The 19,625-nt window shown below is 36.5% G+C and carries 22 protein-coding genes; 13 read left to right on the top strand and 9 right to left on the bottom strand.

The annotated features are described in order from the left end of the window. The first annotated feature begins 128 nt into the window (after positions 1-128). From LC418_RS11355 to LC418_RS11330, 6 genes are all read left to right on the top strand, one after another. On the top strand, positions 129-1,109 hold the full coding sequence (locus LC418_RS11355) for a heme-binding domain-containing protein (RefSeq protein ID WP_223559205.1): 981 nt from the start codon (positions 129-131) through the stop codon (positions 1,107-1,109). After that, the gene (locus LC418_RS11350; protein ID WP_223559204.1) at positions 1,109-1,555 is read left to right on the top strand and encodes a hypothetical protein; all 447 of its coding nucleotides are present in this window, start codon (positions 1,109-1,111) and stop codon (positions 1,553-1,555) included. The genes LC418_RS11355 and LC418_RS11350 overlap by 1 nt, the downstream gene beginning before the upstream one ends. Positions 1,556-1,759: 204 nt before the next feature. After that, positions 1,760-2,776 carry a sensor histidine kinase gene (locus LC418_RS11345; RefSeq protein ID WP_223559203.1) on the top strand — a complete coding sequence of 339 codons (1,017 nt, stop codon included), beginning with the start codon at positions 1,760-1,762 and terminating at the stop codon, positions 2,774-2,776. Beyond that, entirely contained in the window at positions 2,757-3,518 is a 762-nt protein-coding gene (locus tag LC418_RS11340; protein WP_223559202.1) for a LytR/AlgR family response regulator transcription factor, read from the top strand. The genes LC418_RS11345 and LC418_RS11340 overlap by 20 nt, the downstream gene beginning before the upstream one ends. Before the next feature lie 116 nt (positions 3,519-3,634). Next, positions 3,635-4,408: a DUF1223 domain-containing protein gene (locus tag LC418_RS11335; RefSeq protein ID WP_223559201.1), complete on the top strand. Its 774-nt coding sequence runs from the start codon at positions 3,635-3,637 to the stop codon at positions 4,406-4,408. A gap of 54 nt (positions 4,409-4,462) precedes the next feature. Then, on the top strand, positions 4,463-4,855 hold the full coding sequence (locus LC418_RS11330; RefSeq protein ID WP_223559200.1) for a DoxX family protein: 393 nt from the start codon (positions 4,463-4,465) through the stop codon (positions 4,853-4,855). A 302-nt stretch (positions 4,856-5,157) separates the two neighbouring features. Here the strand turns inward: LC418_RS11330 and LC418_RS11325 are convergent, their stop codons facing one another. The 4 genes from LC418_RS11325 to LC418_RS11310 form a co-directional block, all read right to left on the bottom strand. Next, complete coding sequence (locus LC418_RS11325) at positions 5,158-6,150, bottom strand: MBL fold metallo-hydrolase (protein WP_223559199.1); 993 nt, start codon at positions 6,148-6,150, stop codon at positions 5,158-5,160. Between the two features lie 64 nt (positions 6,151-6,214). Continuing rightward, positions 6,215-7,216, bottom strand: a complete 1,002-nt coding sequence (locus tag LC418_RS11320; protein WP_223559198.1) for an aldo/keto reductase — start codon at positions 7,214-7,216, stop codon at positions 6,215-6,217. A gap of 87 nt (positions 7,217-7,303) precedes the next feature. After that, the gene (locus tag LC418_RS11315; RefSeq protein WP_223559197.1) at positions 7,304-8,209 is read right to left on the bottom strand and encodes a helix-turn-helix domain-containing protein; all 906 of its coding nucleotides are present in this window, start codon (positions 8,207-8,209) and stop codon (positions 7,304-7,306) included. A gap of 112 nt (positions 8,210-8,321) precedes the next feature. Continuing rightward, positions 8,322-8,750: a hypothetical protein gene (locus LC418_RS11310; RefSeq protein ID WP_223559196.1), complete on the bottom strand. Its 429-nt coding sequence runs from the start codon at positions 8,748-8,750 to the stop codon at positions 8,322-8,324. A 423-nt stretch (positions 8,751-9,173) separates the two neighbouring features. Between LC418_RS11310 and LC418_RS11305 the strand changes: the two genes are divergently transcribed. Further along, positions 9,174-9,461 carry a GNAT family N-acetyltransferase gene (locus LC418_RS11305; RefSeq protein WP_111955085.1) on the top strand — a complete coding sequence of 96 codons (288 nt, stop codon included), beginning with the start codon at positions 9,174-9,176 and terminating at the stop codon, positions 9,459-9,461. Here the strand turns inward: LC418_RS11305 and LC418_RS11300 are convergent, their stop codons facing one another. Then, the gene (locus tag LC418_RS11300; RefSeq protein ID WP_111954935.1) at positions 9,462-10,556 is read right to left on the bottom strand and encodes an MBL fold metallo-hydrolase; all 1,095 of its coding nucleotides are present in this window, start codon (positions 10,554-10,556) and stop codon (positions 9,462-9,464) included. A 167-nt stretch (positions 10,557-10,723) separates the two neighbouring features. Here LC418_RS11300 and LC418_RS11295 point away from each other — a divergent pair, with 167 nt between their 5' ends. Continuing rightward, positions 10,724-12,256: a S41 family peptidase gene (locus tag LC418_RS11295; RefSeq protein ID WP_223559195.1), complete on the top strand. Its 1,533-nt coding sequence runs from the start codon at positions 10,724-10,726 to the stop codon at positions 12,254-12,256. A 36-nt stretch (positions 12,257-12,292) separates the two neighbouring features. Here LC418_RS11295 and LC418_RS11290 read toward each other — a convergent pair whose 3' ends face one another. From LC418_RS11290 to LC418_RS11280, 3 genes are all read right to left on the bottom strand, one after another. Then, the gene (locus tag LC418_RS11290) at positions 12,293-12,889 is read right to left on the bottom strand and encodes a hypothetical protein (protein WP_111954931.1); all 597 of its coding nucleotides are present in this window, start codon (positions 12,887-12,889) and stop codon (positions 12,293-12,295) included. A gap of 17 nt (positions 12,890-12,906) precedes the next feature. Then, positions 12,907-13,407, bottom strand: coding sequence for an RNA polymerase sigma factor (locus LC418_RS11285; protein WP_111954929.1), 501 nt, complete (start codon positions 13,405-13,407; stop codon positions 12,907-12,909). A gap of 174 nt (positions 13,408-13,581) precedes the next feature. Then, positions 13,582-15,210, bottom strand: coding sequence for an NADP-dependent glyceraldehyde-3-phosphate dehydrogenase (locus tag LC418_RS11280; protein WP_223559194.1), 1,629 nt, complete (start codon positions 15,208-15,210; stop codon positions 13,582-13,584). A 176-nt stretch (positions 15,211-15,386) separates the two neighbouring features. Between LC418_RS11280 and tpx the strand changes: the two genes are divergently transcribed. Further along, complete coding sequence (tpx, locus tag LC418_RS11275; protein WP_223559193.1) at positions 15,387-15,944, top strand: thiol peroxidase; 558 nt, start codon at positions 15,387-15,389, stop codon at positions 15,942-15,944. Positions 15,945-16,055: 111 nt separating this feature from the next. Here the strand turns inward: tpx and LC418_RS11270 are convergent, their stop codons facing one another. Then, entirely contained in the window at positions 16,056-16,622 is a 567-nt protein-coding gene (locus LC418_RS11270) for an HMG-box domain-containing protein (RefSeq protein ID WP_223559192.1), read from the bottom strand. Positions 16,623-16,750: 128 nt separating this feature from the next. On the opposite strand from LC418_RS11270, the gene LC418_RS11265 reads away from it, so the two are divergent. The 4 genes from LC418_RS11265 (at position 16,751) to LC418_RS11250 (ending at position 19,597) form a co-directional block, all read left to right on the top strand. Further along, positions 16,751-17,275, top strand: a complete 525-nt coding sequence (locus LC418_RS11265) for a hypothetical protein (RefSeq protein WP_223559191.1) — start codon at positions 16,751-16,753, stop codon at positions 17,273-17,275. Between the two features lie 272 nt (positions 17,276-17,547). Beyond that, the gene (locus tag LC418_RS11260) at positions 17,548-17,724 is read left to right on the top strand and encodes a bacteriocin-like protein (protein WP_223559190.1); all 177 of its coding nucleotides are present in this window, start codon (positions 17,548-17,550) and stop codon (positions 17,722-17,724) included. Between the two features lie 485 nt (positions 17,725-18,209). Continuing rightward, complete coding sequence (locus tag LC418_RS11255; RefSeq protein WP_223559189.1) at positions 18,210-18,782, top strand: hypothetical protein; 573 nt, start codon at positions 18,210-18,212, stop codon at positions 18,780-18,782. After that, complete coding sequence (locus LC418_RS11250) at positions 18,782-19,597, top strand: hypothetical protein (RefSeq protein ID WP_223559188.1); 816 nt, start codon at positions 18,782-18,784, stop codon at positions 19,595-19,597. Before LC418_RS11255 ends, LC418_RS11250 begins: the two co-directional genes overlap by 1 nt. Positions 19,598-19,625 lie beyond the last annotated feature (28 nt).

The raw sequence follows: 19,625 nt of genomic DNA, 5'->3' as shown, positions 1-19,625 counted from the left end.
TCCATCATCCAGCTTTCTTTTTACCCTTAAAAATTCCATTTTCACCTTTTGATTTGTCCGGTTCACCCAGCTTTATATTTCGATTCTTTTTTTAAGCGTATACTTTTGAGCCATAAAAATAAATCATTATGGACTCAGTACATAAAAAAAGGAATGTAAAACCTATTGCCATCATATTTCTAGCAGTTTTAGGAATCTTTGCAGGATTGCAGTTTTCCAATCAGCCTTTAGAAGGACAGCCCGTTTCTAAAAAGATTGAGGCTCCGCGCGAAGTTCTTGCCATTTTAGAAAACTCTTGTTTTAATTGCCATTCCAATCAGCAGAATTTAAGCTGGTACGACAAAATTGCTCCGATTTCCTGGGCGGTAAACAAAGATATAGAAAGAGCCAGAGAAGTTTTAAACTTTTCAGAGTGGAATTATTCGCCGGCTGAACATCAGGGAAAGATGTATGCTATTTTGAATATGATGCAAAGTGGAAAAATGCCCCTTCATGAATATACACTGCTCCATCCAACAGCCAAAATCACGAAAAAAGATATTGAAACGGTTAAGAAATACACCCTTTCCTTATCCGGACTGTCTCCTGTAAAACAAGAAAAAGATCTTCATCAAAACATTCAGACTAATCACAGCCCTGATCCGGCAAAATTTCCGGTTTCCCTCAATGGGATCCGATATACAGACGAGTTTAAAAACTGGAAAGTGATCAGCATGAGTACTCTTTTTGACAAATCCATTCGGGTCATTTACGGAAATGATATTGCAGTAAAAGCCATTGAAACAGAGAATTTTCATCCGTGGCCGGATGGAAGCATCGTTGTAAAGTCAGTTTGGAAGCAGGAAAATTTTGCAGACGGAGAAGTGAGAGCCGGAGAGTTTATCAATGCTCAGTTTATGGTCAAAGATTCTAAAAAATATACAGATACAGAAGGTTGGGGATTTGCCAAATTTTCAGGAAACGATCTTCATCCCACAGGAAAAACAGCCTCTTTCGCGAAAGAATCCTGTATCGCCTGCCACCGTCAGTTAGCCGAAAAAACCGGCTATTTATTTGATGTCCCAATGAAAGTCAACACAGAAAGATTAATTAAAAACCTTGAGAAATAATGAAAAAAATACTGTTTATGATCCTGTCAGTCTGTGCCTTATTCACTGCCTGTAAAATTGATGAACCGGACAAAGATCTAAAACGTCTTGTTTTCGATCCGGGAGATTTAAAATTTATTTCCACATCACTCAATACAAAAAAAGAAACTTCATCTGCTTTGTATGGAAACCGGGAAGCCTTAATCTCTCTGTCAGGTGAAAATAATCAACTTCAGAATGGCACTGTTATAAAATTAGTCACGTGGAAATATCATGATAATCCACAATACATAGGGGGAACCATTACAGGTGAACTACTAAGTATAGAAACCATTCAGACTGATCATAACGGAAATGTTTCCTATCAGATAAAAAACTCTTCAGAAAATCAAAACATTAACATCAATAAAAATAAAGAAGAAAGAATACAGTATATCATGAGCTATAAACCTGTAAAAAGACCTTAAAAAACACTCAGAACTGATTTTCAGTTTCTGAGTGTTTTTTGTGAATGATCCATTTTGCTACGCAGAGTCAATAGTCAATTTACAGGAAAAATTCACCGGCAAAGCAAATTTACAATTGACGATTCACCTTTTCACTATTCATCACCAATACCATTCTTTTTACAAATAAAAAACCTAATTTCACTTCTCAAAACCACTGTTCCCATGCAACAGCAAAAAATAAAAATTTCACAGGCCATCATCTGGATAAGCTCTCTTTTTCTGGGTATTTTATCTTCTGTACCTCAACTGGCCTCCCATGAATTCAACTGGAAAGAGGCCACTGTAAATTCAGCAATAACAGCCGCATTTTCCGTGATCATGTGGTACCTCAACATTTATTTGCTTAACCGCAGTGCAGGAAAGCGGAAACAGGATATCTCATATTCAAGATTATTAACTGCTCTGGCATTCGGAATGGTGATTATGTTCGGGCTGGCCTGGATCCAGCAGCTCATTTTATCTCACATCAATTTCGGTCCGGTTATGCTGATGATAGAAGTCCGGGGAATCCTGATCAACCTCGTTTGTTATATGTTCCTGACATTACTTCAGAATAATTATGCAGGACAGCAGGTACAGCTGGAACTGGAAAAGGTAAAAAGTGATAATCTGGGGGCCCAATACGAATTATTAAAACAACAGGTGAATCCCCATTTTCTTTTCAACAGCCTGAATACTTTAAAATCGATGGCGGAAACCAACGATTCTGAAACGGCTGATTTCATTATCAAACTTTCTGACTTTTACAGATTTACACTTGAAAGCAGAAAACTAGACCTCATTTCAGTTCAGGAAGAAATGAAGATTATTGATGCTTATCTTTTTCTTCAAAAAGCCCGTTTCGGCGAAGGAATTACATTTACCAACGAACTCAAAAGTGAAGATCTTAAAACACTTATTCCACCTTTTACCATTCAGCTTCTGGTAGAAAACTGTATCAAGCACAATATTGTATCCCGCAGTAAGCCCCTGCATATCAGAATTTACAGTTCTGAAGACAGGATCATTATAGAAAACCCTGTCCAGCGAAAAATTGCCACGGAAGAATCCCTTGGCGTAGGCCTTGACAATATTAAAATGCGGTTCAGGCATCTGTTGGAACAGGAAATAGAAATGTATTCAGACGAAAAAATTTTTCAAATAAAACTACCTTTAATCCATGAATATCATCATCATTGAAGACGAATTCAGAGCAGCAAAGTCTCTTCAAAACCTTATTTTAGATTTAAGACCCGAGTCCAAAATCATGGGCGTTTATGACAGTATTGAAACCAGTGTTGAAGCTTTATCAAAAGAAATAATGCCGGATCTTATTTTTATGGATATCCAGCTTTCGGACGGGCTGTCGTTCGAGATTTTCAAAGCAATAGATATCACTTGCCCTATCATTTTCTGTACAGCTTTTGATCAGTATATGCTGGATGCATTCAAAAGCAAGGGAATCGATTATATTCTGAAGCCTTTTTCGCGAGATGATATTTCCGAAGCGCTGAAAAAAGTGGATGAACTAAGAAAATTCTTCCGTAAAAATGAGCTTCCTGATATCGAATCTCTTTTGCAAAAGATCAGCCAGCCTGACGGAAAAACCAGTTTTTTAGTCTTTAAAAATCAGAAATATACCACGATCCCTACAGAAAGTATCGCTTATTTTTATATCCACAATGAAATCACGCATCTGGTTACTTTTGATAAGGAGCAATTTCAGCTTTCACAGCCACTTGGCCAGGTTGCAGAACAGGTTTCCGGGAAACAGTTTTTCAGGATCAACAGACAGTACCTGGTGAGTTTTAAGGCTGTCAAGGAGATGGAACATTATTTCCAGCGGAAAATTCTGGTTAAGCTTGTTATTGAAACTCCTGAAAAACTGTTGATCAACAAAGATAAAACGCACAGTTTCTTCTCCTGGCTGGAAGACCGTTAATATATAAATTTTCAACCTTTATATTTTCCGGGTTCACCTTTCAATTTGTCCGGCTAACCCTTTTTTATATTCTTTTGCGCTTACGAGGTTCCTACTTTTGAATCAAAATTAAAGACATGATTCTAAAAAATCTAACCATCATAAGTGCCTTCACGGCTTTAATATTTGCAGCATCTGCATTTATGCAGAAAGACAGGATAAACACAAGAAAAACTGCTGTTTCTCCTGACAATGGTTTTGCTGTTCTGGAACTGTTCACTTCAGAAGGTTGCTCAAGCTGCCCACCCGCAGATGAACTGATGGGACAGATTGAAAAAGAGTACAAAGACCAACCGGTTTACATCCTCTCCTACCATGTAGATTACTGGAACCGGCTCGGGTGGAAAGACAGATTCAGCAGTGCTGAAAACTCCCGGCGGCAGCAGATGTACAGCAGTCTGCTCAGATCACAAACCTATACTCCACAATTGGTGATCAATGGGAAAACAGAATTGGTAGGTTCTGACAGAAATGCCATAGAAAATGCCATTCAGAATGTTATTCTCAGTTCTAAAACCGATCCTGTAAGCCTTTCAGCTGTAGCTTCACAAAAAACAATCACCATCAGTTATAAAACGGCTGAAACTGATCCTCAAAATCAGCTGTTTATCAGCTTAGTGGAAAAGAAATCATCTACTCAGGTAGCAGGAGGTGAAAATGAGGGTCACCATTTGCAGCACTGGCAGATTGTGCATAAGCAGAAACAAATCTCATTGAAAGATCATCCGGAAGGAACTGAAGATTTTAAACTCCCGGACAATTTCACCAAGGACAATTGGGAGGTCATTGGATTTATTCAGAACTCAAAGACAGGAAAAATGTACGGAGCCTCTAAAACTGTCATTCAATAACATTTAGAGGAATAGCATATAAAAAATTCAACAAAACTTTAAATAATAAAAACAATGAAAACAAAAACAACAAAAATAATCTATTGGTCAGGAATCATTTTTATGTCATTATGGTTCGGAGCGAGTGGCTTCTTTGAACTTACTAAAAATCCAGTGGTATGGGACATTACCCAACAGCTTGGTTATCCTCCTCACTTTATTTACATTTTAGGTGTTTTTAAATTATCCGGAATTCTGGTACTTCTTCTTCCCAACCGTTTATTACGATTAAAAGAATGGGTGTTTGCAGGAATGTTTTTTGATATCATCTTCGCCTTCTTCTCAAAAATTGCAGTACTGGGCTTCGCTGCCACTATAGATGCAGTGATCGCATTTACGATTCTTTCTGTAACGTATATCATGTTCAGGAAGCTGTATTCTTCTGAACTTATTTTTGGAAAAGCGTAGCAGCAGCCGGGCTTGAAGTGTTTAATTGGAGGTTCGAAATTCTGAATCCCTTACATGTTCTGTTTCTAATTCAGTAAAAATATAATCACCTTTGCAAAAAAAATTCAGACGATCAATTTTTATGATCTGATCCTATTTAAAAATTCTATTTATGTTTCCCCCAATCAGGTAATATTATTTTTCATTTTCTACGATTGTATTCCTTTGATTGGGGATTTTAATAATAAATCCTCCCGGAAATGAGAGGATTTATTATTGAAACTATGTCGTAGAAAATTTAAGGTGTATCCGTTAGCAAACCGTTAATTCATAAAACTTTCCGGAATCCATTCATAGGCAGCATCTTTTTTCCTTGTAAAGCCAAGGCCCGGCCATGGAAGATGATAAGCAAAAGCTTTAGCCTTGGTTTCTGCCAGCTGATTAAGTAATTTCTTACGGGATTCTGTAGCAATATCCAGGTCTGTATCCCCTGAAAATCCCCATTCGGGGTGTGGAAAGAGAATAACATCGGAATGGATCAGATCTGCAATATACATGAGTTTCTCGTTGCCCGATGAAATTGTCGTGACGGTAAGGCCTGGCGTATGTCCCGGAGCCAGCTGAAAACTGAAATGATCAAACAGAGGTTTTTTAAAATCATAAAATTTCAGTTTCGGGCGGATTGTTTTCAGAATATTCTGGATAGGCGGAATAATCTGGTTAAGAAATTCCGGTTGGTTCTTCAGAAAGCTGTTTTTAAAATCTTTGATGGAAGCCTGCAGCCAGAAGTCATGCTCGATCTTTGAAATATAAATATCCGCATTGGGGAAAACCAGGTTATTCTGTTTGTCGACTACCCCACCAATATGATCCGGATGGGCATGAGAAATCAAAACATCTGTGATATCTTTTGGAGAGAATCCGGCTTTCTGTAAGCTTTTCAGAATAAATCCCGTTCTTTCATCTGCAAAAATCCCCATTCCGGCATCCAGTAAAACAAGCCTGCTTTTGGTCTTGACAAGCATCAGGTTCATTGCCATATCAACATAATCATCCGGACGGAAATTGTCTCTGAGAAGAGCCTTTAATTGAGTGATGTCCGCTCTCGGAGCAAATGTATCGATGTTTTTCTCATGAATATATCCGTCCGTAAGAATGAACAGCTCCAGTTCTCCAAGTTTTACCTTTTTGAACCCTGCAAGGTCTTCTTCAGAACGCAGTGAAAATGTTTTGGCACCGGCAAAAACATCAGTAAACGGAACGAAGCTTAATGCTCCGGCCATGAGTCCGCTTTTTAAAAGCTCTCTTCTGTTCATAATCAATATGTGTTTTTTATACTCCGGATTCCTACTGACTATTCGGGATCCGGAATATAATTTTTTAATTGTTTACTAATTTCATAGAACCTTCAGTATACCTTTCGCCTACGTTGGGGTACTTTTTAAGAAGCGAATCTATTGTTTCCAGATCAGAAGGAGAAAGATCAATATTCACGGCAGCAATATTCTCTTCCAGATACTTAATACGTTTAGTGCCCGGAATAGGAATGATATCGTCCCCCTGGTTCAATACCCAGGCTAATGCTAGCTGAGTTCCTTTTACGCCTTTAGACTGTGCAAATTCATTAATTTCTCTCGCCAGGTTTTTGTTATTTTCCAGATATTCTGCCTGGTAACGCGGCAATGTTTTTCTAAAATCTTCATCCCCAAAATTCTGCACTTCATTGATATTGGCAAAAAGTCCTCTTGCCAGTGGAGAATAAGGCACCAGGGTAATCCCCAGCTCTCTGATGGTTGGAAGTATTTCTTTCTCTACATCTTTAGTTAAAATAGAATATTCTGACTGCAATGCTGTAATGGGATGAATTTTATTCGCTTTTCTGATGGACTCAGCAGAGGCTTCTGATAATCCAAGGTATTTTACTTTTCCTTCTTTTACCAGTTCTGCCATTGCGCCAACTGTTTCTTCTATGGGAATATTTGGATCTACCCTGTGGGCATAATAGAGATCAATTGTATCGATCTTAAGTCTCTGAAGACTCAGATCGACAGCCTGTCTGATCCACTCCGGTGAACCGTCAAAATAAGTTCCGGGAGCCCCGCTGTGACTTGGTTTTCCATCTTTAAACCTGAAACCGAATTTGGTGGCAATAAAGATTTTGTCCCTGTTTGGAACCAGAACTTTAGAGATCAGCTTTTCATTTTCTCCGGCAGCATACATATCTGCGGTATCCCAGAAGTTAACTCCCAAGTCCAATGCTCTATGTAAAGTATTGATGCTTTCCTGTTCGTCGGCCGGACCGTATGCAAAGCTCATTCCCATACATCCTAAACCTACTGCAGATAACTGCTCTCCTGTGTTTCCTAATTGTCTGAATTTCATAATTGCTGTGATTTTTAATTGATAGAACAAAATTAGAACAAGAATTGGCCGGATACTCTATAGAATTCAAACTAAGAATTATAAAATTCAAACAATTTCTGTTCTGACTGCATTGGGAGCTAAACCGGTCTGTTTTTTAAAGAAATTGGTAAAATAAGCAGGTTCTTCAAATCCTAATCCATAGGCAATCTCAGAAATATTCCAGTCCGTATGTTTCAGTAAAGCATTGGCTTCCTGAATGATCCTGGAAGTGATCTGCTGACTTGTTGTTTTTCCGGTCATTTCTTTCACTGCACGGTTTAAAGAATTTACATGGATAGAAAGATTCTGTGCATAGTCATTAGGTGTTTTTAATTTCAGGAATGCTTCGGGGCTGTCGATGGGAAACTGCCTTTCCAATAGCTCCATAAACAGCGATGCTACCCTCTGAGAGGCGTTCTGATAAGGCTCAAAGCTTTCTGCAGGCTGCATTTTCATCGTTTCATGAATCAGAAGATGGAGACATGCCCGAAGCATATCATATTTATGCATATATTCCGTTTCAATCTCTGTCATCATCTTGGTAAAGAGGTCCGAAATGGTTTTTTGCTGTTCTTCGTCCACAAAGAAAACAGGGGTTCCACCAATTTTAAAAAGCTGGGAATCCTGAAGGTTTCCAAGGCGTATCCCGTTTTGAAGGAACTGGTCTGTAAAAAGGCAGAACCAGCCTTTTTGGTCTTCATCATCCGTTTCCCAGGAATAAGGAACAACAGGATTGGAGAATAACAGTGCAGGACGGTCTACATAAATCCATTTGTCTGCATAATGAAGCTTTCCTTTTCCTATAATGAGTGAAATTTTATAATAGTCTCTTCTGCTGTAAGGTGATATCAGTGCACAATTTTCGCGTGAAAAAACATTGAAATGTCCCACGCCGGGAGCTGTCACAACATCCTGTCTTTCCATAGATGCATTCCGCAGATAAAATCCGTTTATTGTTTCTTTAGATTCCATATAGCTAAGTTATAAAATTCAAACAAATAAAAATAATCTGATTATTGATAAAATAAAAATGGCCGGCAAATGCCGGCCATTTAAAATTGAATATATAGTTGATATTTGAGACTTAGTGATGTCCCTTTTTGTGTTCTTTTTTATATTCCTTTCTATACTCTTTGTATTGTTTGGACTTGTATTTCTTGTAATTATTTTTGTTACGGTTATAAACTGCTACAGGGTTCTGACCTTTATAGTATTTAGTTTTAAACTTAGTATACTTTTCACGTCCAAGTATTCTTTCTATTTCATAATATCTGTCTTCTCTCCATCGGTCGGGATTACCTACGTATACCCTGTTCCAGGAATCATAATCACGGTATCTGTCATTTAAAGCATTCAGCTGGTTGGTCTGTGCCACAGAAAGCAAAAGATCTGCAGCTACTGTTTGCCAGTTGACATCTGTTATACTTCTTCTGTAATCGTTATAATAATCTGATTGTGCATATGTGAGGCCAAATGTGCCTGCAAGCATTAATGCGATTAATATTTTTTTCATCTTTTAATTTGTTAAGTTAAACTGTTCTAGTATAGCCAATTAAAATGCCAAGCTTTCTACAGCTATTCACAATTTTTGTTAAATAAAACATAACTAGTTGATAATCTGCACCAAAAAATTACATTCATCTACCTGTTTTTACAAAAAATATTTATTTTGAAATGTTTTTGAATAATGGATTATTAATTATCTGTTATAAAATAATACGATTTAAATCTATTTCACCGCCATTTTCCACTTTTAAACTTCAAAATAGCTTAAAATTCGTTAAGTTTCGGAAAACTCATGTTTCGTATTATTTTAATTTGTAATTTTAAGAGTGGGAAGTATACATCCGGAAGGATTTTATGTCGCCAGATTGTTAAATGCTTTATGGATTGAATGAAGCAGGTCATTAATATAACTCATCAAATCTTAATTATTATGGAAAATATAAAGTTTGAAATCTCGCCATATCAGGACGAACTACAGCTATTAATTGACGGGGAAAAAGCAGGATATATGTCTATAAAAATTGACGGCAGGTTGCTGATTGTATATTACACTAAAATTATTGAGGAACGTGAAGGCCACGGATATGCAAAAATGCTTCTTGACGAACTAGTCCGCTATTCCGAAGAAAAAGACCTTCTGGTAGATCCCGAATGTGATTTTGTACGCCAGCAATTTGAAAACCATCCTGCAAGATATAAGGATATCTGGCACGCCTGATTATTCTTTCCACCATTCTCCGAACTGATGCTGAGAACGGTTCATATCTACCACTTCTCCAATCATCGGAGTGAGTATACTGAGTCCTTTTTCTTTTCCCAAAGTTGTTATTTTCTGAAGCGGTTCATCCCAGGGATGGAGAGCCAGGGCAAATTTTGAGGAGTGAACAGGAATAATATGTTCAGCTCTAAGATCAACAGCCGCCTGAATGACGTCTTCCGGCAGAGTGTGGATGTACCGCCAGGCTTCGCCATATTGCCCATTCTCAAGAACAGCATAATCAAAGGGGCCAAACTGTTCGCCAATTGTTTTAAAATGGGAATCGTAGCCGCTGTCACCGCCCAGGAATATTTTTTTTGTGGGAGTTTCCAGAACATAGGAAGTCCACAGCGTATTATTCTGTTTTATTTTTCTTCCCGAAAAATGCCTTGCCGGGGTAAAGGTAATTTTCAGACTGTTTTTTAAAAGGACCTCTGTTCCCCATTCCTCTTCAATTAAATTTTCTTCACGATAGCCCCATCTTTCTAAATGTGCCCCCACTCCTAATGGAAGAATAGCCATTGCTGTCCGGTCTCTGATTGATTTCACTGTTGGATAATCCAGATGGTCAAAATGATCGTGTGTAATCACCAGGTAATCCAGATCGGGAATATCTTCCGGTTTGAATATATCCGAGCCTTTAAAAGCTTTATTGAAATATTTAAACGGGGAACCATATAAGCTCAGGACAGGATCTACGAGAAAAGAAACACCATCCGTCTGCAGATAATAGGATGAATGTCCCAGCCAGATGAAAATATCCTGATCTTTCCGAATCTTTTTTAAATCTGTATGAATGGACGGAATATTTTTCAAAGGTTTCAGCAATGGGTGTTTTTTACCTAAAATAAAATCGCAGGTAACTTTTATTGTACTGTAGCCTTCGGCAATAGGCGGGGTATGGCTGATGTTCTGGAATTTCCTGTTTTTATATAATTCAGACTTTCTGATACGTTCCAGTCTTCTGCCTTTTGGGTCTGCACCAAAAGCAGGCATATTCATTACCATCAGGTAAACTGCCACCAAAAGTCCAGCCAATAAAATCAAATATATCATCTTCAGTAAAATAGGCAGCAAAGGTATTGACTTTTAATCTGGCATAGAAAATTCAGTATTTTTTTTAACTTAATTTATAAAGCTTTCTGAATATTTTATTATTTATTTAAATCAGAATAATTTGAAACTTTTTAACTTAGCCGATTGAAAAAAAAATTCAAAGTACGTTGAAAAATTATTCGATCATACTGCTGGCTGCAGCACTCTCTTCATGTACATCTATCAGAAGGCATAATGAGCAGAACACAGCATGCATAAGCCCTGAAGAGCTTAAGGAAGACATAGACTATGCCTACTTAAAGCTCCAAAAGATGCATCCCCAGCTTTACTGGTATATTTCCAAAAAGGATCTTGACCATAAATTTGACAGTCTTAAACAAACGATCAACCAGCCTCTAACTTCGCTTCAGTTTTATTTTAAACTCCAGCCTGTAATTGCAGATATTCGTGAAGGCCATCTGGCATTGAGAATTCCCAGAAAAAAGTTTTCTAAAAAGGAAATTAAATCTCTTGAACATAAAAAGGGAATGTTCAGCCGTTTCGAATATTATATAAAAGACAATCGTCTGTTTATTGTTCAAAATAAAGATTCTATAGCCCATATAAAGCCGGGAACTGAAATTTTATCAATCAACCATATTCCTGTATCCGAATATATAAAGAAATACCGTTCCCTGATTAGCAGTGACGGATATAATGACACTTTTCAGCCTTATTTTTTAAAGGATGTTTTTTTCAATTTTTATACGGCAGAAAACGGTTTTGCAGATAAAGCCTATTTAGAAACCCTTTACAACGGCAAAAAACAAGTATATATCCTCTACCGGGAATCTAAATCCAAAATTGATCTGGAAAAAGATAAGGAACAGGAAAAGCGAAGTCCGGAAAAGAAAGTCAATGATTATGTAGCCTTCACTGATTCTTATAACCGGAATTTTAAATTTCTGGATAAAGACAGCACAACAGCTTACATAAAGATAAAAAGTTTTTCAAGTGATTATTCAGATAAGTTTTACAGGGAAACATTTGCAAAAATAAAAAATGCAGGATCTAAATATTTAATCATAGATGTCCGCAATAATTACGGTGGATCCCTTCACGAGATCAATAACCTGTATTCATACCTCGCACCGGAACCGTATGTCCTGATCAAGCCATCACAGCTTACCTCAAGGATTACCCCGCTTAAAACCAACTATTTCAGGAAAAGCTCTCCTTTCCAGTATGCTTTTAAAAGTCTTGCCTATCCCACTTATGTTTTTGCACAGACTTTCAGCACTTATAAAAAGGATGGAAAAGTGTATTACAAAATGAAAGCAGCTAAGCCTACAAAACCTAATAAGGATGCTTTTCAGGGAAAAGTTTTTGTCCTGATTAACGGCGGAAGCTTTTCTGCGTCGTCGATTATTACAGCAAAGCTGAAATATGATAAACGGGCGGTCCTGGTTGGCGAAGAAACAGGTGGTGCCAATGACGGAACTGTAGCCGGATTTTATTCTTATCAGAAGCTTCCTAATTCGAAAATCAACCTTCCTATCGGGCTCCTGCTGGTACAGCCCAACATCGATTTTTTAAATACAAAAAGAGGAGTTGTTCCAGATGTTACTGTCACGGAAAGTATGCAGGATATTATGAACAAAAAAGATCCGCAGCTGGACTGGGTGAAAAATAAGATTGCAGAAGACAGAAAAAATAAATAATTTATAAGGTTTCGGCGGGCTTTCAGCCCGCCGAAACTATTTTGATTCTTTTAATTCCTTTAAAAGATCTTCTATATGTACGATGTATCTTCCATAATAACGGTAAAACCAGAATTTCCCACTGATAAAGAGTACGAACAGCCCTACTGTAACAGAGCTTATCAGGATCACGGCGATTTTCATCTCACTCATTGGTTTAGGCCACGGTATAAATTCTATAACAATGATCATTTCGCAGACAATAAAAGGAACAAAGCTCAGATAATAGGACAAATAGTACTGCTTATTGAGATTGAACTGCATAACCATATCTTTTAAAGAATCATAGGTTTTGAGCATCGGATCGCTGATATCCTTATAAAGCCTGAAAAATTTACTGAAAAAGAAGATGGTGACAAGAAGCATTGAGGCTATAAGAACTGTAATGTAAAACTGGAGTTTAAACGGCCTGCAGAAAGCACATACTATAAATGAAAAAATAAAGACCCCGATCATAAACCAAAATTCCATACGCATATTTTTGCGGACTTTTTCCAGCGGCAGATTAATCTTATTTCTTTGTTCAATACTTATTTTCGGGGTGTCTTCCGAAGTATCTTCATTCCATATATTTTTTAATTCATCTATATTCATTGGTATTGATTTAAAAATTATGATTTATTTGAGTTTAAAACATCCTTCAGCTTATTTTTAGCGCGGTTCATTCTTACTCTTGCATTGCCTTCAGAAATACCCATCTGTTCTGCAATTTCTTTTCCCGAAAAATCTTCCAGATAATAAAAAATGAATGCCTTATCGATGGAGTTTAGCTTTCGGATTGCTTCATACATCTGGATTAATTTCTCTTCCTTTTCATCGTCATAATCATCCTGAATGATTTTATATCCGGAGAAATCTTCATTAGAAATAAAACTTCTTTTTTTCTCTGTTTTCAGAAAAATAATAGCTGTATTAAGTGCAATTCTGTACAGCCACGTAGAAAATTCACTTTGCCCTCTGAAATGCGGATATCCCTTCCAGATTTGGTAGGTTATTTCCTGGAAAAGATCGTCGCGGTCATCTTTTTCGGACATATACATTTTGGAAATCTTAAAAATGATTCCTTTATGTTTTTCAATTTTATTTAAAAATTCCTGCTCTAATGAGTTCATGATTCCGGGCTCTATAGAGTTAGTTTGAAATGCAAAGAAATGTTACAGATTTTTAATACAATTATATTTCTGACTCAAAGTTTACTCAATCAACTTTACTACTCATATAAAATCCTCAAAAAATAAAGAATTTCTTGAGGATTATTATTTTATTTAAATAGAATTAAAAACTGTCTAAAAAATGTAATCAGTGCTTAAAAAGTTAGAATCATGTTCTCTTACAATTGTATTTAATAATTTTTTATTGGAATCTGTCAGTTTTGCAGCTACCAGAGACCTGATTGAAAATGAGCGGAGCGCATCAAAAACAGAAAGCGTTCCCTCTGCACTGTCTTTTCTTCCTGTGAATGGGAAAACATCCGGCCCACGCTGTGCCTGGCAATTGATGTTGACACGGCTTACGAGATTCACAAAAGGATCAATTAATCTGGAAACTTCCTGCGGATCTTCACTGAAAATGCTCACCTGCATTCCATGAGAGGCATTTACCTGATAATCTATAGGCTCCTCAATATCTTCAAATGGCACCACAGGAATCACCGGCCCGAACTGTTCTTCATGATACAACTTCATATCGCTGCTGACAGGATAAACCACTGCAGGAAAAACAAAAGATTCCTCAGTAAAGCCGCCGTTTTCATTTAAAACTTTCGCACCTTTTGCCAACGCATCTTCTATACATTCTTTAAGGTAAGGCGGCTTATTAACTTCCGGCAGCGGAGTCACTTTTACGTCTTTTTCCCACGGAAGGCCTGGCTTCAGTGCAGAAACAGCGGCACTTAATTTCCGGGTAAATTCTTCGGCTATTTCTTTTTGCACAAATATAAGCTTCAGTGCCGTGCACCGTTGCCCGTTGAATGACAATGCTCCCAGGATACATTCGCTTACTGCGACATTCAGATCGGCATTTTTAGTAACAATAGCTGCATTTTTAGCATCAAGGCTGAGAATGGCGCGGAGGCGATTTACTTTAGGGTGCAGCTTCTTTAGTCCGTTAGCTACTTTACTGGACCCGATAAAGGCCAGAACGTTTACTTTTCCGCTTTCCATGATCGGGGTAATGATTTCCGAACCTTTTCCGTAAAGGGTATTGACCGTTCCTTTCGGGAAAGCTTCTTTAAATGCATTCAATAATGGATAATGAGCAAGAACCCCATGCTTAGGGAGCTTAAAGAGAATGGTATTTCCCATAATGAGAGCCGGAATCAGCGTAGTGAAAATCTCATTTAAAGGATAATTGAAAGGTCCCATGCTCAGAACCACCCCTAGCGGAGCTCTTCTTATCTGTGCTATGGTTCCTTCCGCCTCCTGGAAACGGGAAGATTCTCTATCCAGGTCTTTCAGCGCATCAATGGTTTGATTGATGTAGTCTACAGTACGGTCAAATTCTTTGGTTGAATCCGCTAAGGTTTTCCCGATCTCCCACATGAGTAATTTAATCACCAGATCCCGCTGTTCGATCATCAGGTATACAAATTTCTGCATACATTTAATTCTTCCTTCCACAGACATGGTAGGCCATTCTCCCAGACCATTATCATAGGCTTTAACAGAAGCTTCAAGGACATCCATCGCTTCTTTTGGGCCAATATTAGGAACACTCCCCAGAAGTTTTCTTTCCAACCCATTTTCTGTAGGAATACAGACGGGCGAATAGATATTCTGAACTTCACCCTTCCACTCTACCAGTTCTCCGTTCAGAAGGTAAACCTTCTGGTGGATCTCGGGAACTTTATATTCTTCAGGAATTTCATTTTCACTTTTAAAGATATCCTGCAATGACAGCTTGTTTACTGAATCCATAAATTTTATTTTTTTGATAATTTGAATGTAAAATTGCCTTTTACAGAATAAAGGTAGATGTTACAATTGGTAAAAAAAATAGGCTGCCGATAGATTTGCTCTATTTGACGGGTATTTGAATTAAAATTAATGAACGAGTACTAAAAAAAGAATAATTTTGTTTAAAAATAAAATTCATGGTATCAAGATTAATTTTCAGCGCATTATTCCTTTTCTCAGTATTCAGTTTCGCCCAGAATACTGTTCTGATGGGAGGAAAGCCTGTGCACACGTACTCCAAATTACCTGCAGTGAATAAAGCTGCACCCAAGTTTACGCTTACGGATGTGACGATGAAAGATCAGACTCTGGATTCGTATAAAGGAAAATATGTTATTCTTAATATTTTCCCAAGTGTTGATACAGGGGTTTGCTCGGCTTCTGTACATCATTTCAATGAAGATGCAGGGAATATTCCGAATACGGTGGTTCTTTGTATTTCCAAAGATCTTCCTTTTGCCCAGAAAAGATTCTGCGGTGCGGAAGGGATCAAGAATGTGGTGATGCTTTCAGATTTCCGTTCTGATTTTGGAAAAACCTATGGAGTGGAAATCACAGATTCTGTAATGAAAGGCCTTTTAAGCAGAGCTGTAGTGGTTATTGATCCTTCGGGAAAAATCATTTATGAAGAGCAGGTGGATGATATTTCACATGAACCTAATTATGAAGCCGCTATTGCAGCGGTGAAAAAATAAGACTTTCTTTTTAGATTCATATAATAGCTGCGGCAATCTTCGATTGCCGCAGCTATTATTTATCACTCACCCTGTAAGAGTTTTAAGGAAATATTTTAAAATGAATACTTCTCAATTTTTACCTTCAATAACAATGACTCCGTTTTCGCCTTCCTTTCCATAAAGCTTTACGGCTCCTTCTCCTGAGAGAATATTAATCCTTTTAATTTTATCTGGGTTTAGCTTCTGCATTTCAGCCTGGGAAATCCTCTTCTTATTAAACAGGATAATAGGCTTTGCTGCCGGTTTTGAAAGCGGCGCTCCCAAACGGATGGTTTTATTCCTGTATATGGAATCATCTGTCTGCTGATTTATATTAAGCCCTCTCAGCTTATCAACGCTTTTCATGTTTTCATTTTTAACCTCCTGGGCATTTGCTGTTGCCAAAATTCCACTGACGCCCAATAGGCCTAATGCAATTTTACCGGTAATTGAAAAATTCAGGTTCCGCCCCAGCTGATCATCTCTGAATCTTCCACAAATCTTATCACCAGAAGTAAGGCCGCCGATAAGCTCTTCATCTGAGGAATTGGTAAAATCGTGGACTGTCTTGGAACAAACGGAGCAAAATCTTCCTTTTTCGTCAGGAGTCATGGTTTCCCAGTTTTCATGACATGGCTTTGGTATGGTAATTTTCATAGGGATCTTTTATAGTAAAGATGCTTTGTTTTGGAAAAAGGTTGGAAACTCTTTGATTATGGTCTCCGCCGTTTATAATTATCTTCCTTTTTTATATATATTTGGTCAGTAATTTTATAAAACAAACCATGAAAATTTTCAGATTTCTTTTACTATTAGCAGCAACAATTGCTTTAACAGCTTGCGGAACATCCCACAATTACACGAATAACAGTTTGAACAAAAATTTCTATGCAGAAAAACCTATCTATTTCAAACTGAATCCTAAAAGCCAGACCCTGATCAACTTTACGGGAATGCATGGAACTGTACTGGGCGGTGTGGTTCAGCCCAACGTAAAAGAAACCTTCCAGTTATCTTTGAATGAGCTTGCCAATGAGACCAATGTAAAACTAAAATTCATTGAAAATTCCGAAGAAATCACGGATAAAGACGCTCTGGTATTCGATACTGATATTTCAGAAATAAACTGGCATTTCGGTTTTTCTGTAGCGACCCTGAAAACAGTGGTGAACTATAAAAACATCAGCAACAACAAAGAAATACAAACCACGGGAATCCGTAAAAGCGGTGGCGGAGACGAAAAGAACAATCTAAAAAAATCTTTAAAAGATGCCACGTATAATTTTCTGAAAGAATACCAGAAATTATAGAAATAAAAGCTTTAAACTCTGCTATTTTGAATCAGTAAGAAGGTTTAAGGTGTTAAGAATCGTAAGCAGTAGGCTTCACAAAACATCAAAGAGGTTTTCTTAACCAGCCTTAATTACTTAAATTCTCTTAATGATTCAAAAAATAAACTCAGCAGTGTGCTGAGTTTTTTTGATCAGGCGCAAAAGTTAAGATTTACTTAAAAAGTAAAAAAATAAATCTTCACATAGGGAATATTGTTATATTTGAAATTCAAACAAATTAAACAATTACTATGAAAAATTTAAAAAAGGTTTCGAGAGAACAGTTAAAGCAGGTAAATGGAGGTAGTGGTACCCCAAGATGTAAAATTGGATTCATTTACAGATGTGACGCAATAGGGGTATGTGATGAGTTGTCCGGCCTTGAAGACTGCTTATGTGGATGCAAACCCGTAATTCCTAATCCTTAATGATATAAACCCTCTTTTTGGAGGGTTTTTTATTATATATATTCTCTGCCAATCCAGGACTATTCAGGTAATAATAGGATATTTTTCGGTTTGGGAATTGGCAATAATTCTCTGAGCTAAAGTCGCAAGGTCTTTGGTACTCAGTTTCGTGAGTGCAATTTTCATTTGTTTGTGTTTTGGTTAATTAAAAACAAATATATAAAAAGTTGTTTACTTACAAACAACCTCGAAATAAATCTTCGGAGCTCTGCATAAGTTTCCCACAACTTGCAGTGGACTTCCGGAGATCTCCGGAACCGACAAACAATATTGTTTGGAACCAGCGGAGAAGTCGGGAGGTTTGTTTTGCTAGTGTTTTAGAGTTTCGGAGGTGTTGGGGAGGCCCTATTATGGGAAACGGTAATTGAGCATTGATAATTTTTTTTTATATTTGATAATTAGCTGTTACATTACATTAACCCAAATGTTATGTATAATTTAAGACTATGGCAAATAAAACGATTTTTGAAATAAGAGATAATTTTATAAAATTCAAAGAGCTATTTGAATATCGAAAAACCATAATTAAAGATCAAATTATTCTTGTAGAGAAAGAAACGAAAAAAGATTGGACAATTGGTGATTCGCAAACCGAAATAGAATTGGAATTTGATGATTTGGAATTTATTGTAGAGAAGAAAAAGTTGGATAAAAAATATGGCATAAAATTTAGGAGCCAAAAATTTTGTAAAACACCATTTTTTCGCTTCGATTCAGATGGTCCTGCACATAGAAATTATGATGAAAACATCCCTTTGAATGATCAAAAGGTTACAACCCCTCATTTTAATACTTTTAATGCAGAAGGCATCTCCATTGCTTATAAAAATGATGTGCTAAATAATGAAGAAACTGCTAAAATTATAGTTGATGATATAAATTTTGGAGTTTCTTTATTTTGTCAAGAAACCAATTCTAAGTCAAATAGTAAAGATTTTCCAGAAGTTATTTTAAAAGAAACAACTTTGAATTATGATTACGAAGGAATGATTAATTTTGATGATCTAAATTTTGAATAATGGAAAAAACTGAAATAATTAATCTAATAAAATCTTCTTTTTGCAATTTGACAAGTGCAAAAATTAGAAATAATTTCATAGAAATTATTACAGGTTACTCTACCATAAATTTTAAATTTATTTCTGTATTTATATATAAAAGTAAAAGCGGTAAATATATTGTTTCAGACTACGGCTGGCTAGATCAAAACTATTACGAAATATCTTTCAGTGAGGAACAGGAAGAAATTGCTGAAAGAATAAAACAATCATACATATATACTTACGACGTAAAACAAACAGAAGATGCAAAAAAAAACATTTTCTATTATAAGTCTACGGATAATATTTCTAATATACCTTCTCTTGTTTTTGATATGTCAAATTTTTTAGTAGGTGTAATTAATGCTTACTGTCTTAAATATAAAGATGAAAAAGATGAGCGAGAAAAAGAAAGCTTCAGAATTGCAGCAAACAGTTTTTTAAAAGAACATTATAATCAAAATGTAAGATTAGATAGATATTTAACAGATTTTAAAAACATAAAATTTAACGCAATTATATTTAAAGGAAGTAAACTAAATTTGTTAACATATGTAACTGGTTCTACACCTCAATATTTTGAAAGTGGATTAAGGAAATCAATTGTGAATTTCGAAATATCGGAAAAATCAGTTGAAAGCAAAGATGTTACAGAGAAAATTTCCATAATTAATGATTCTTGTGATGGATATATAAAGTCACGTTCAGAAAGTTTATTAGAACTACTACGTGAGAAATCTTCACGTGAACCAATTTTGTGGAGTGAAAAAGAGAAAGTTTTAGAAATAATATAAAATTTATTATCAAGTAAAACCTAACAAT

Source organism: Chryseobacterium lathyri (assembly GCF_019970085.1).
Classification (GTDB): domain Bacteria; phylum Bacteroidota; class Bacteroidia; order Flavobacteriales; family Weeksellaceae; genus Chryseobacterium; species Chryseobacterium lathyri.
This window is presented reverse-complemented; position numbering and strand designations above follow the sequence as displayed.